We start from the raw sequence: 13271 nt of genomic DNA, 5'->3' as shown, positions 1-13271 counted from the left end.
ATCATGTGGGAGACTTGAGGGCAGCTCTTTTGAGTACCAACAGTAAGGAGGCCAGCTATGAGCAAGCGTGCACGCAAGCGTCGTGACCGTAAGCGTGGCGGCGCGAACCACGGGAAGCGCCCCAACACCTAGGCAAATGCCAGGGACTACGGTTCAAGTGAAGGACCCCGCAAGCCACTCGGCTTACGGGGTCCTTTGCTGTCTTCGGCCCTGACGGGGCGAACCGCGTCCTGTACCTACGCCTCCACGGGACGGATCGCGTGGATCCGGTCCAGGATGGCGTTCTTCAGATTGTCCGGCGCAGACTCCGTGCAGGACCGCTTGACCATGTTGCGAATGACGCACTCGAGGTCATACTGCTCCGTGCACTCGGGGCAGTCATCAAGGTGGTTCTTGATTTCCGTAATATCCTCACGGGTCAGTGCCCCGTCAAGGTACTCGTAGATGCGTTGCATCCGGGTATCGTCGCAGTCGCCCAATCCCTGGCAGTCGCTCATTTCCTGTTCTCCTGTGCTTTGCTTCCTGCCGCATCCGACGCATTTGCGGCCGTTTTGAATCCCCGCTCGGCGGCGTATTCCGCGAGCATGTCCCGCAACATTCGCCGGCCGCGGTGGAGCCGGGACATCACGGTGCCGATGGGCGTGTTCATGATGTCTGAGATTTCCTTGTAGGCGAAGCCCTCCACGTCAGCGAAATAGACCGCCAGGCGGAACTCCTCCGGAATGTCCTGCAGCGCCCTCTTGACGTCGGAATCCGGAAGGTGGTCCAGGGCTTCAGCCTCTGCCGAACGCAGTCCGCTTGACGTGTGCGATTCCGCCCGGGCCAGCTGCCAGTCCTCGATGCTGTCCGAGTTCGACTGCAGTGGCTCGCGCTGCCGCTTGCGGTACAGGTTGATGTACGTGTTGGTCAGGATCCGGTAGAGCCAGGCTTTGAGGTTTGTGCCCGGCTTGTACTGGTGGAAGGCCGAGAAAGCTTTCGTGTAAGCCTCCTGGACCAGGTCCTCCGCGTCCGACGGGTTCCGTGCCATACGCATGGCCGCGGAGTACAGCTGGTCGACATACTGCATGGCGTCCCGCTCAAAGCGAAGCCGGCGTTGCTCCACGCTCTCGGTGGCAACGTCCACGGTGCTCTCCTCAGCGTCCGCTTCAACGGCCAGTGGACCGGCATCTGCCTGTCCGGCAGGCAGGGGCGCTGCGCCTGCCCTGCCGTTCGCTTCGCCGGGAGAAGCCTCATACATGGCCGCGACGGCCGGATCCAGGGTGCTCATTGCCTTCAAGTCTACTGTCAGGCGCCCCGCAAGGGGCATGCCGTACTCCGGCGGCTCGGCGGCCAGTTTGTCCACTGCCACCGGTCCTGCCTGTCTGGTCCCGTCCAACACCTTCCGCAAGGCCCAACTCCGCTCTGTATCGGGTGAATGATCGCCGGGCCCGTCCCGCGGACCCGACAGCCATAACCGTCTTCCACGGGCAAATATTCCCCAAAAGTGCAAGACTAGGACCGACTCCGCCGCTCGCCGCGGCTCGTCCATCCAGGAGGAAATCCATGTCCTTTGTCCGCACGCTCGCCCGGCCCATGCTCGCTTCCAGTTTCGTTCTTGCCGGACTGGATAAGCTCAAGAACTCCGACGACACTGCACAGCAGCTCTCCCCCCTGCTGCGCAAGGCTGCGGCCTCGCTGCCCTTCCAGACGAGCGAGAAGACCCTGGCCCGCGTCATCGGCGGAACCCAGGTGGGAGCCGGCGTCCTGTTCGGCCTTGGCAAATTCTCCCGGCTCTCCGCCGGCCTGCTCACCGTGGTCTCCCTCCTGAACACCTTCGTTGAGTGGCGCAGCGCGGACATCAGCAGCAAGGAAGGGCGCGAAGGCCGCAGGAACCAGCTGCTCAAGAACCTCTCCCTCAGTGGCGGCGCCCTGCTCGCATCCGTGGACACTGCAGGCAAGCCCGGCCTCGCCTGGCGCGCCGAACACCTGGCCGCCGACGCGCGCCGCAACGCTTCGCACCTGGCCGCCGACGCCCGCAGGACCACCACCAAGAAGCTGAACAAGGCGGACAAGGCCGTACGCCGCGCCGTCGAGCACGCCGCGGGAGCCTAAGCACGAATGACCGCAGCAGCTGCCACCCGGGACGCATCCGGAACACCCGTCCAGCACTGGGCCGCACCTTTCGCAGCCCGGCCCGTCAATGCCACCGTAACCGTCCCCGGCTCGAAGTCCCTGACCAACAGGTACCTGGTCCTCGCGGCCCTCGCGGACGGACCGTCCCGGCTCCGGGCCCCCCTGCACTCCAGGGACTCCGCGCTCATGATCGAGGCGCTCAGGCAGCTCGGCGCCACCATCACCGAAGTGCCCGGGGACGGCTCCTTTGGACCTGACCTGGAGGTTGTTCCGCTCCCGGCGGCAGCCGCGCCGTCCGCCACCAGGATCGACTGTGGGCTTGCCGGCACCGTCATGCGGTTCGTCCCGCCGCTCGCGGCGCTCCGCAACGGAGCCAGCGTGTTCGACGGCGATCCGCATGCCCGGAAGCGTCCCATGGGGACCATCATCGAAGCCCTCAAAGCCCTGGGCGTGGCCGTTTCCGCCGAAGACGGCAGCGCCCCGTCGTCGCTCCCGTTCGTGGTGGAAGGCACCGGCGCAGTCCGGGGCGGCCACCTGGTGATCGATGCCAGCGCCTCGTCGCAGTTCGTCTCCGCCCTCCTGCTGGTGGGAGCAAGGTTCGACGAGGGCCTGCACCTTGAGCACGTGGGCAAGCCGGTGCCGAGCCTGGACCACATCAACATGACGGTGGCTGTCCTGCGCGGCGCCGCCGTGTCAGTGGACGACTCGGTCCCCAACCACTGGGTGGTGGCGCCGGGACCCATCCGCGCCTTCGACCAAAGGATTGAACAGGACCTGTCCAACGCCGGGCCCTTCCTGGCGGCGGCCCTGGCGTCACGGGGCACGGTCCGCATCCCCAACTGGCCCACGGAAACCCAGCAGGTGGGCGACCTCTGGCGCGGCATCCTGACCCGGATGGGAGCCACCGTCACCCTGGAAGACGGCCTCCTCACCGTCACCGGCGGCCCGGAGATCAAGGGCGGCGACTTCGCGGACACCAGCGAACTGGCCCCCACGGTGGCGGCGCTCTGTGCCCTGGCCTCCGGCCCATCCCGGCTTACCGGGATCGCACACCTCAGGGGACATGAGACCGACCGGCTGGCGGCCCTGGTCGCGGAAATCAACCGGCTCGGCGGCGACGCCGAGGAAACCAGCGACGGCCTGGTCATCCGGCCCGCCCGGCTGCACGCCGGCGTCGTCCACAGCTACGCCGACCACCGCATGGCCACTGCCGGGGCGATCCTTGGCCTCGCGGTGGACGGCGTCCAGGTGGAGGACATCGCCACCACAGCCAAGACCATGCCCGACTTCCCGCAGCTCTGGGCAAGCATGCTGGCCCAGGATGCGGCCGGGGCGCCGGGGCCGGAAGGGCGCGGCAGTGGCGCGGAGCACTGATTCCTGGGACGAATCAGACGTCCGGATCCGCCCCAGCAAGAAAGGCTCCCGGCCCCGGACCAAGGACCGGCCCAGCCACGACGATGCCGTGACCGGTCGGATCATCACGGTGGACCGCGGACGGTACACGGCAGTGGTGGGCGAAGACTCGGACAACGAGCGCGTTGTCATCGCAGCGCGGGCCCGCGAACTGCGCCGCTCGCCCGTGGTGGCCGGCGACTTCGTCTCGCTCGTGGGGGACGTGTCCGGGGCCCCGGACACGCTTGCCCGACTGGTAAAGATCCAGGACCGCCATACCCTCCTGCGCCGCAGCGCCGACGACACCGACCCCGTTGAGCGGGCCGTCGTGGCCAACGCCGACCAACTGGTGATTGTGGTGGCTGCCGCCAACCCGGAGCCGCGAACCGGGTTCATCGATCGCGCCCTGGTGGCTGCCTACGACGCCGGAATCGAGCCGATCCTGCTGGTCACCAAGGCCGACGTCAAGGACCCTGCGGAGTTGCTGTCCAACTACACCCACCTGGACTTCCCGGTGATCATCAGCCGGACTGCGGATGCTCGAGCCTCGGGGATCGACGCAAGGTCCGACGACGGCCTCTCGGCAAGGCTGGACAGCGCTGCGGTCGCCGCCCTGCGCGACCACCTCGACGGCAAGGTCACCGTAATGCTGGGGCACTCCGGCGTGGGCAAGTCCACCATGGTGAACGCGCTGACCGGTGCCGAGCGGGCCACAGGTGGAGTAAACGCGGTCACCGGGCGCGGCCGCCACACGTCGTCGTCAGCCCTGGCCCTGCGCCTGGCAGACGCGCCGGCCGGCAGCTGGATCATTGACACCCCCGGCATCCGTTCCTTCGGACTGGCACACGTGGACCCGGACCGGATCCTGCGCTCCTTCCCCGACCTCTCCCCCGGCATCGAAAACTGTGAACGCGGCTGCAAGCACACTGTAAACGCGGTGAACTGCGGCCTGGACGACTGGGTGGCAGGCGGGCACGCAGGTCCCACCGGCCCGGCACGCCTGGCATCGCTCCGGCGGCTGCTCGGCGCTGACCCCCGCATGGAAGCACAGGAAACCAAAGAGCTCGGCAGCGTCAACTGACGCGTTCTCCCGGCAGAAACGTCCGCAGACGGTAGTTTGTAACCATGATCCAACCCGCTTCGAGCTACAACGATGACCTGCGCCTGGCCCATGTCCTGGCCGACTCCGTGGATGACCAGACCATGGGCCGCTTCAAGGCCCTGGACCTCCACGTTGAGACCAAGCCGGACCTGACGCCCGTCACCGACGCCGACAAGGCAGCCGAGGAGGCCATCCGCGGCCAGCTCTCCCGCTCCCGGCCACGCGATGCCGTCCTGGGCGAGGAATTCGGCAGCACCGGGCACGGTTCACGGCGCTGGATCATCGATCCCATTGACGGGACGAAAAACTTTGTCCGGGGCGTCCCGGTCTGGGCCACGCTGATCGCCCTGGTGGACGAAGGCGAGCCCGTGGTGGGCGTCGTCAGCGCCCCGGCCCTCGGCAAGCGCTGGTGGGCGGCAAAGGGCATGGGCGCGTACATGGGCCGGTCCCTGGCAGCTGCTACCCGGCTGCGCGTCTCGAACGTGTCCAGCCTCTCCGACGCCTCCCTCTCCTACTCCAGCCTGACCGGCTGGAAGGAACGCGGAAACCTCGACGAATTCCTTGGGCTGACCGAGGACGTCTGGCGGACCCGGGCCTACGGCGATTTCTGGTCGTACTGCATGGTGGCAGAGGGCTCCGTGGACATCGCCTGCGAACCGGAGCTCAACCTCTACGACATGGCTGCGCTGGTGCCGATCGTCGTTGAGGCGGGCGGCCGGTTCACCTCCCTCGAAGGCGAGGACGGACCGTTCGGCGGGAACGCGCTGGCCACCAACTCGATCCTGCACTCAGAAGTGCTGCACCGCCTCAACCCGTACCTGGACGACCTGCTGTAACTGCCACGATTTGCCCCCTTAAACGAACATTGCGACGCCGGACACCTCCAGACGGGGGTGTCCGGCGTCGTTTATTCGATATTGCGTAACAAAGCCCTTAACAATTGCCGCGGCTTCAATCCTGGCCGCCCCATGTCCTACGCTTTTATGCAGGTCACGAGTGCCAGCGCAAAACCCCGGTTTGCTGGCCGGCAACCCTCCATTCGCGGCGGGGTGCCCCGGGTGACGACCAGGCCGGTCCGGAGTGGATGCGGCAAGCGCGGATTCCCTATGCCGGAGTCCTGTATTCAAGTGAGGTCTCTGTGACAACTGCCACCGTCTCCCCCCACCCCGCCATTGCCGAAGGCCGCATTGCCGGCGATCGCCACGCCGTTGCCGGCCGTCCCCTTGCTGCCGTCACCGGCGCCGAAATCCAGGCACCGCTGATTTCCGGCGGCCACATCCGGTACGCGAACCTTGACTACGGCGCATCCGCTCCGGCGCTCTCCGTGGTCTCCGCCTACCTGAACGAGATCCTGCCCTACTACGCGAGCGTCCACCGGGGGGCCGGCTACGCGTCCCAGATCAGCACGTCCGTTTACGAGAATGCACGCAGCATTGTCCGGGACTTCGTGGGCGGCCGGCCGGACGATTCGGTCATCTTCACCCGCAACACCACCGATTCGCTGAACCTCCTGGCCGGCTGCCTGCCTGCCACCAACGGCCGGCATGACGGCGAAGTCCTCTACCTGGACATCGAACACCATGCCAACCTCCTGCCGTGGCAGGGGGTTCCGCACCGCAGCATCGTTGCCGCCGACACGGTGGCGGGCACCCTGGACGCCGTCCGGACCGAACTGGAGCAGGGCGGAGTCAGCCTGCTGGCGGTCACCGGCGCCTCCAACGTCACCGGCGAGATTCTTCCCATCCGGGCCCTGGCCGCGCTGGCCCACCAGCACGGTGCCCGGATCGTGGTGGACGCGGCCCAGCTCGCTCCGCACCGCCGGGTGGACATCAGCGCGGACGGCGTCGACTACCTCGCCTTTTCCGGCCACAAGCTGTACGCGCCGTTCGGCGCGGGTGTCCTGGTGGGACGTCCCGACTGGCTGGACACCGGCGTCCCGCACCTCGCCGGCGGCGGGGCGGTCAAGGAAGCACGGCTCGACGGCGTCAGCTGGGCCACCGGGCCGGCCCGCCATGAGGGGGGCTCGCCGAACGTCCTTGGCGCCGCCACCCTGGCCCGCGCCACCCAGGTCATCGCCGAACTCGACCAGGACCGGTGGCATGCCCACGAGTCAGCGATCAGGTCTTTCCTGGTGGAGGGCCTGCAGGACATCGACGGCGTCACCGTCCACCAGATCTTCAAGGACACCAACCCGGAAACGGACACCATCGGCGTGGTCAACTTCTCAGTCGAGGGCTACGACGCAGGGCTGGTGGCCGCCTACCTTTCCGCAGAGCACGGGGTGGGCCTGCGCGACGGACGCTTCTGCGCCCACCCCCTGTTGAAGCGCCTGGGCCTGCCGTCCGGTTCCCTCCGGGCAAGTTTCGGCGTGGGTTCGCGGCTGGAGGACGCCGAACGCCTCCTCACCGGCATCCGGACACTGCGCAGCAACGGACTGGGATGGGACTACGTGGTGGACGCGGGCCGCTGGGTGCCCGCCAACGATGTCCGCACCTACCCGCACTGGGCGCCCAACACTCCCGGGACGGCCGGCGCAGCCCCCTGCCTCGACGACTGAGCGGCGGGGCGGCGACTGCCTGCTGATGCCGGGCATGCGGTAAATTCGAAGGACATCCGCAGGCAGCACCAGAAGGAGGCCACGCGTGGTTCGGGGTGGCCCCAGGCTTGATCACGGCCGGCGCACGGAGCTCGGGCAGAGCTTCCAGGACGGCGGCCGCCACTACCAGCGCGTCCGGCCCGGCTACCCTGCGGAATCTGCACGGTGGCTGGTACCGGCCGGAGCCCATGACGCCCTGGACGTGGGCGCGGGTACGGGAAAGTTCACCGCGTTGCTGCTGGCCATGGGGCTGAACGTCACCGCCGTCGACCCCTCTGCGGACATGCTCGCCCAGCTGAAGGCCCACTGCCCCGCCGCCACGGCTGCGCCGGGGACTGCCGAGGCGACAGGCCTTCCCGACGCTGCCTTCGACGTCGTCACCGTTGCCCAGGCGTGGCACTGGTGCGACCCCCTCGCGGCAAGCACCGAGCTGGCGCGCGTCCTGCGCCCGCACGGAACGCTCGGCCTGGTCTGGAACCAGCTGGACACCTCCATCCCCTGGGTGCACCGGCTCTCCCGGATCATGCACGCCGGCGATGTGTACCGACCCGGCCACAAGCCCGTCGTCGGGCCCGAATTCCACGGGCTCGAAGGGCACGTCACCCACTGGCAGGACAGGGTGACCACCGGTGACTTGATGGAACTCACCAAGTCGCGCAGCTACTATCTGCGTGCCGGCGAGGCGACGCGGGCAAAAGTTCTGGCCAACCTGGACTGGTACCTGCACGAGCACCTGGCCCATGCCCCCGGCCAGGAACTTGACCTTCCCTACCTCACCCTGGCCTGGCGCGCCACCAAGTCATGACGCACGCGGTTTGCGGGGGGTGGCTGAAGCAGCGCACGCTGCCGCACCGGCCAAACCGGTAGGCTTGGGCATGTGAAGACCAGCGCGCCCTCCTCCTCAATCGAGGACTACGTCAAGGTCATCTACTCATTCACCGAATGGCAGGACAAGCCCATCACGTCCTCCCAGCTGGCACAGCGGCTGGGAGTGGCAAATTCCTCGGTCTCGGAAATGGTCCGGAAGCTGAAGGACCAGGGCCTGGTGGACCACAAGCCCTACAGCGCCGTCACGCTGACCGAGGCCGGCCTGCGGCTGGCACTGTCAATGGTCCGGCGCCACCGGCTCATCGAGACCTACCTCGTCCAGCGGCTCGGCTACAGCTGGGACGAGGTCCACGATGAAGCTGAACAGCTGGAGCATGCCGTGTCGGATACGTTCATCGAACGCGTCGCCGCGAAGCTCGGAGACCCTAAGCGGGACCCGCACGGCGACCCCATCCCCACCGCGGACGGCCAGGTCCTGATGCCGCGCGCCCACCTGCTCGCCGCGCTGGACCAGGGACACAGCGGCAAGATCACCAGGATCAGCGATGACAACCCTGAACTCCTGCGGTACCTCGCCGCCCAGGACATCGACCTCGACGCGGAAGTCGAGGTGATGGGACGGAGGCCGTTTGGCGGCGCCCTGATGGTGCGGATCGCCGGTTCCGGCGGCACCCGCGACTACGACCTTGCTGACGAAATCGCCTCAGCGTTGTGGGTCTCCAGCGACACCCCGCACCCAGGCTGCGTCCTGGGAAGCTAGCCCCGTTCACCTCCGCCGATTTGGCCGGCTCCCGTATGGTGGAAGGTGATGATCAGCAGACGCGACGCAGCAATAACCCTTGATGTTCCCCTTGAGATGGCACAGCGCCACGGCCTGCCGAAATGGATGTCGGAGGACGAGCTCCGCGGCATCATGGACAATCCCCCGCCCTGGCTGGTGCAGTCACGGGCCAACCGGACCGGCAAGCGGCCCGTCTGGGTACACCTGGAATGCGCCGTCTGCGGGTACGAGGAAGCCGCCCGGCCCAAGAAGTGGTGGCCGGACTTCACCTACGTGGTGTGCGGGCATCATGCCCCTTCCGACGTTCCCGCCGTGCGCCCCGGCTGCGTCCGCAGCGAGTACGACGGCGTGGGGACGCGTTTCGTGGGCATCGCTGACGTGGAAGCGCCACCGGTCAGCCAGTAGTCTTTCGTACTTTGCCTTCCGTACTTCGCCTTCCGGACGTGCCCGCCCACGGTGCCGGGCCGCCGTCGACCCCTTATCCAGCGCCGTTGGCCGTCATTTCCTCCGGAACAGCTGTCAGGTGGAGCTCGGCGCCGTCGCGCAGGACGGCCAGGTCGAGGGGCCGGCCGATGGCATCGGCGAACAGCAGGCGCTGCAGGCTCTCGGCGTTGCTGACGGGACGGCCGCCGGCTGTGACGATCACGTCCCCTGCGGACAGGCCTGCCGTGCCTGCGGGCGAACCGGGCAGCACCTCAACGACCCGGAGCCCTTCCCGCAGCCCGGTACGGATCACGGCGCTGGAGCCGAGCTGCATGGGGGTGCTTACCAGGCCCAGGTACGCGCGGCGCACCCTCCCGTCTGACAGGAGCGCGGAGATGATCCTGCGGGTGGTGGCGTTGATCGGGATCGCCAGCCCCAATCCGGCTCCGGCCACGGCCGTGTTGATGCCCACGATCCTGGCATGGGTGTCCGCCAGCGCACCGCCGGAGTTTCCGGGGTTCAGGGCCGCGTCTGTCTGGATGACGTCCTCGATGACCCGCCGGTTTCCGCCCGACCAGACCGGAATAGCCCTGCCCAGGCCGCTGACCACCCCCGCAGTCACCGAACCGGCCAGTCCCAGCGGGTTTCCCACTGCGACCACGAGTTGGCCCACCCGAAGGGATTCCGCCGCACCGAACTCTGCAGGCCGGATCCCGGGCCGCGAACCTTTCACCACGGCAAGGTCTGACAACGGGTCCGCGCCCACCAGTTCCAGCTCCATCCTGCTGCCGTCGCCAAAGACCGCGAAGCCTTGCCGGGTGCCGGCCACCACGTGGGAGTTTGTGAGCAGGTAGCCGTCCTCGGTGAAGAGGACCGCGGAACCTGCGCCCACCCTGACCCGTCCATTGCGGCGCTGCGCCGTCATTTCAATCGCTGCAACGTGGGGTGTGACTGCTGCCGCCACCCGCATCACCGTCTGCGAGTAGGAGTCCAGGACGTCGCCTGTGTCCGCTGGCATTGGTTCCTGCGCCTGTTCCATGGCGCACCTCCGGATTCAGTTCCGCTCTCGGCGGTCGGGTGCCCTCAGGGGCCTTACGGAAGTCAACGATGCAGGGCCCGAATCCAGTCCCGCGCCTGCTACGCCTTCGGTGAACGGTGCAGGGGCAGCGCTGCACTTTGTGAGGGGTACCCCCAACGCTCAATATTCCATCAAGTAGAGAAATACCTGCTGCCCCGCTGTTAGCTTGGGGGCAATGTCATGGGGGAATCACGGACCAGCCGTTGTGGAGCAGCCGGCAAAGGTCCGCGTCGAATGGATTGATGCGGCGCGGGGCCTGTGCGTCGTCGCGGTGGTGCTCTTCCACGTTGGGTTGTGGCACTTCCTCCGGTTCGAGCACGATGCCAGCGCTGCGTTCGCCTTCTGGGACATGGTGGCAACCGGACTCGGCTCAGTTCGCATGCCGCTGCTCCTTGCCGTCTCCGGAATCCTTGCGGCATCCAAGGTCCGCAACGGGTTCAGGAACGGCAGGGCATGGAATTCCAGCCTGAGCAACTATTACCTGTACGCCGTATGGCTGCTTCTCTATGCACTGCTCGGCATCGTCCTGGCGGGCTCGCCGCGGCCCCAGCGGGTTGTCTCTGTCGGTGATTTCTTCCTGCAGCTCATCGCCCCGGACACTCCCCTCTGGTTCATTTACGCCCTGGCCGTCTACGTCCCGCTGCTGACCCTCTGCAGGAAGCTCCCGTCGTGGTTGGTACTGGCCGCTCTTGCAGCCCTGAGCATCATCACCGCAACGCTGGTAGACAGCACTGCCGGCCAGTGGGGCAATGTCCCGGAGCTTGCGGTCTTCTTCGCCGCCGGTGTCTACGGAAAGAACATCTTCCTGCACATCGCGGGCGCCCGCAGGCTGCGCTGTCTCGCTGTGTCACTCCCGGCCCTCGCTGCCCTGATGGCACTGCCGGAGAACCACCCCGGACTCGATCAGGCCGTCTTCATCCTTCAAGGATTGGCCGCTGTGATTGCACTGGTAGCGGTGATCAGTGCAGTCACCAGGTACCGGCCCATTGCGGTGGCAGGGTCGTGGATTGGGCGGCGCACCCTTGGCATCTATCTCCTGCACGCGCCCATTATGGATTTCCTTGTCCTGGCTTTCCACGGCCCCTTGTCGCCGGTTGGGCCCGCCATCTCGAAGTCATTGCCCATCGCGCTTATTTATCCGCTTGCCTTGACCACGGCCGTCATCGCCGCCTGCGTGGGGGTCGAATCCCTCTTCAGGAGATGTGGGTTGACGTTCCTGTTCCAACGTCCGGGCGCCACACCGGGTCCTGTACCCACCCGTGCGCGGCTGCTGTCAAGGCTCTAGGATCGGTAGCATGACTGATTCGCCTGCCGGGTCCCGGACCGAACTGTTGAAACATGACGAATGCTGGCGGTATCTTCGGTCCTCCTACATCGGCCGGCTGGCAGTCATCAACGGTGATGTGCCCGAGATTTTTCCCGTGAACTTTTCCGTTACCGGAGAAACGCTGGTGTTCCGCACGGCACCGGGCACCAAGCTGCGCGCCCTGCTCAGTGGGGCAGTTGCTGCGCTCGAAGTGGACGGGCTCAATCCGTACGCCACGGAAGTCTGGAGCGTAGTGGCCAAAGGCCGGCCGGAACCCTTCGATGAGGAACGGATGGCTTTGCCGGACGGCGATGCCGACCGGGAACCGTGGGAGCCGGGTATCAAGGACCATCTGGTGGCCATTACCCCCACGGACATCACTGGGCGGCGTTTTGCCGTGCGGTCGCGCACTCGGTGGTGGCCGCCGGTCGACTTCTCCGCGGACTGGCTCTAGGCCCCCGGCAACCCTCCGCAGTTCCCGTCAGGACGTGCAGTTCCAGCCAGGACGTTACGACGTGAGAATCACCTTGAGCGCCTTGGTCTCGGCAGCCCGGGAGAACGTGTCGTAGGCGTCGAGGAACTGGTCGAAGCCGAAGTGGTGCGTGGCGAATTTCTCCGCCTTGATCTTCCCCTGGGCCACGAGCCTGAGCAGCATCGGCGTTGTGTTGGTATTCACCAGGCCCATGCTGATGTTGATGTTCTGGATCCATAGATTTTCCAGATGCAGTTCCACTGGTTTTCCATGCACCCCCACGTTGGCCACAGATCCGCCGGGCCGTACTATCCCGGTGCACATGGAAAAGGTCGCGGGGACGCCCACGGCCTCGATGGCGACGTCGACGCCGCGCCCTCCGGTCAGGGCCATGACCTGTTCCTTCCAATTGCCGCTGCCCGAGAGGACAGTGTCCGTGGCGCCGAACGCCATCGCCTTTTGGAGGCGGTTGGCGTCCAGGTCGATGGCCACCACGGTGGCAGCCCCATAGAGCCCGGCTGTGGTGATCGCCGCCAGTCCCACGGGCCCGGCACCGACCACGGCTACGCTGTCGCCCGGCTTGACCCGGCCGTACTGGACGCCGATTTCGAACCCGGTGGGAAGAATATCGGACAGCATCACCGCCTGCTCGTCGCTGACGCCCTCAGGCAGCAGGTGCAGCGAGTTTTCGGCATAGGGAACCCGGACATACTCCGCCTGGGTCCCGTCGATCAGGTGGCCGAAGATCCACCCGGTGCCTTCCGCGCCTTCGGCCCCGAGGCAGTGTGAATAGAGGCCCGTCCTGCAGTTGGCGCAGTGGCCGCAGGATTTGATGCAGGAGATGATGACGCGGTCGTTTATCTTCAGGCCGGTGACGGACGGACCGGTTTCCACGACGGTTCCTACGCCCTCATGGCCCAGGATGCGCCCCTTTTCGACGGCGGGAACGTCACCTTTGAGGATGTGCAAATCCGTGCCGCAGATGGTGGTGGTGTCGACTTTGACGATGGCGTCACCGGGTTGCTGGATCCTGGGGTCCGGGACGTCGGTCCAGGACTTCTCCCCGGGTCCGCCATAGACGAGGGCTTTCATGGGATTCTCCTTTGGCTGAAGGCCGGCCCTGTGGCGTGCCGGGCGGCTTGCGCCGACTGTGCAGCCCCAGCAGGCATCCCACAGCATCC

Annotated in this window: 15 protein-coding genes and 1 riboswitch; of the genes, 11 read left to right on the top strand and 4 right to left on the bottom strand. The window is 66.7% G+C overall.

Translation table 11 applies throughout. The annotated features are described in order from the left end of the window. The first annotated feature begins 57 nt into the window (after positions 1-57). Positions 58-132 carry a 50S ribosomal protein bL37 gene (locus tag ACWRN3_RS05855; RefSeq protein WP_369299106.1) on the top strand — a complete coding sequence of 25 codons (75 nt, stop codon included), beginning with the start codon at positions 58-60 and terminating at the stop codon, positions 130-132. Positions 133-236: 104 nt separating this feature from the next. On the opposite strand, the gene rsrA is transcribed toward ACWRN3_RS05855, so the two are convergent. Next, the gene (gene rsrA, locus ACWRN3_RS05850) at positions 237-497 is read right to left on the bottom strand and encodes a mycothiol system anti-sigma-R factor (RefSeq protein ID WP_056334975.1); all 261 of its coding nucleotides are present in this window, start codon (positions 495-497) and stop codon (positions 237-239) included. Next, positions 494-1306, bottom strand: a complete 813-nt coding sequence (locus ACWRN3_RS05845) for a sigma-70 family RNA polymerase sigma factor (RefSeq protein WP_476740189.1) — start codon at positions 1304-1306, stop codon at positions 494-496. Before ACWRN3_RS05845 ends, rsrA begins: the two co-directional genes overlap by 4 nt. Before the next feature lie 236 nt (positions 1307-1542). Here ACWRN3_RS05845 and ACWRN3_RS05840 point away from each other — a divergent pair, with 236 nt between their 5' ends. From ACWRN3_RS05840 to ACWRN3_RS05805, 8 genes are all read left to right on the top strand, one after another. Further along, positions 1543-2091 carry a DoxX family protein gene (locus ACWRN3_RS05840; RefSeq protein WP_255172613.1) on the top strand — a complete coding sequence of 183 codons (549 nt, stop codon included), beginning with the start codon at positions 1543-1545 and terminating at the stop codon, positions 2089-2091. A 6-nt stretch (positions 2092-2097) separates the two neighbouring features. Next, positions 2098-3486, top strand: a complete 1389-nt coding sequence (gene aroA / locus ACWRN3_RS05835) for a 3-phosphoshikimate 1-carboxyvinyltransferase (RefSeq protein ID WP_476740103.1) — start codon at positions 2098-2100, stop codon at positions 3484-3486. After that, positions 3470-4585: a ribosome small subunit-dependent GTPase A gene (rsgA, locus tag ACWRN3_RS05830; RefSeq protein ID WP_324642331.1), complete on the top strand. Its 1116-nt coding sequence runs from the start codon at positions 3470-3472 to the stop codon at positions 4583-4585. The genes aroA and rsgA overlap by 17 nt, the downstream gene beginning before the upstream one ends. 44 nt (positions 4586-4629) lie before the next feature. Beyond that, positions 4630-5442, top strand: a complete 813-nt coding sequence (gene hisN / locus ACWRN3_RS05825) for a histidinol-phosphatase (protein ID WP_255172615.1) — start codon at positions 4630-4632, stop codon at positions 5440-5442. Between the two features lie 152 nt (positions 5443-5594). Beyond that, positions 5595-5708: riboswitch (SAM riboswitch) on the top strand. Positions 5709-5744: 36 nt separating this feature from the next. After that, positions 5745-7163, top strand: coding sequence for an aminotransferase class V-fold PLP-dependent enzyme (locus tag ACWRN3_RS05820; RefSeq protein WP_476740102.1), 1419 nt, complete (start codon positions 5745-5747; stop codon positions 7161-7163). 85 nt (positions 7164-7248) lie between these two features. Then, a complete protein-coding gene (locus tag ACWRN3_RS05815; RefSeq protein ID WP_324642333.1) occupies positions 7249-8007 on the top strand; it encodes a class I SAM-dependent methyltransferase in 759 nt (252 codons plus the stop codon). Between the two features lie 72 nt (positions 8008-8079). Further along, positions 8080-8790 (top strand): metal-dependent transcriptional regulator, encoded by a 711-nt coding sequence (locus tag ACWRN3_RS05810; protein WP_476740101.1) that lies wholly within the window; start codon positions 8080-8082, stop codon positions 8788-8790. A 48-nt stretch (positions 8791-8838) separates the two neighbouring features. Continuing rightward, the gene (locus ACWRN3_RS05805) at positions 8839-9216 is read left to right on the top strand and encodes a hypothetical protein (protein WP_159631605.1); all 378 of its coding nucleotides are present in this window, start codon (positions 8839-8841) and stop codon (positions 9214-9216) included. A gap of 73 nt (positions 9217-9289) precedes the next feature. Here the strand turns inward: ACWRN3_RS05805 and ACWRN3_RS05800 are convergent, their stop codons facing one another. Continuing rightward, positions 9290-10273 carry a S1C family serine protease gene (locus ACWRN3_RS05800; RefSeq protein ID WP_476740100.1) on the bottom strand — a complete coding sequence of 328 codons (984 nt, stop codon included), beginning with the start codon at positions 10271-10273 and terminating at the stop codon, positions 9290-9292. Positions 10274-10487: 214 nt separating this feature from the next. Between ACWRN3_RS05800 and ACWRN3_RS05795 the strand changes: the two genes are divergently transcribed. Both ACWRN3_RS05795 and ACWRN3_RS05790 read left to right on the top strand, forming a co-directional pair. Next, positions 10488-11597 (top strand): acyltransferase family protein, encoded by a 1110-nt coding sequence (locus ACWRN3_RS05795; protein ID WP_476740099.1) that lies wholly within the window; start codon positions 10488-10490, stop codon positions 11595-11597. Between the two features lie 10 nt (positions 11598-11607). After that, a complete protein-coding gene (locus tag ACWRN3_RS05790; protein ID WP_324642339.1) occupies positions 11608-12072 on the top strand; it encodes a pyridoxamine 5'-phosphate oxidase family protein in 465 nt (154 codons plus the stop codon). 54 nt (positions 12073-12126) lie between these two features. On the opposite strand, the gene ACWRN3_RS05785 is transcribed toward ACWRN3_RS05790, so the two are convergent. After that, positions 12127-13182 carry a zinc-dependent alcohol dehydrogenase family protein gene (locus tag ACWRN3_RS05785; protein ID WP_476740098.1) on the bottom strand — a complete coding sequence of 352 codons (1056 nt, stop codon included), beginning with the start codon at positions 13180-13182 and terminating at the stop codon, positions 12127-12129. Between the last annotated feature and the right edge of the window lie 89 nt (positions 13183-13271).

It is taken from the genome of Pseudarthrobacter sp. rb, assembly GCF_056389225.1.
This window is presented reverse-complemented; position numbering and strand designations above follow the sequence as displayed.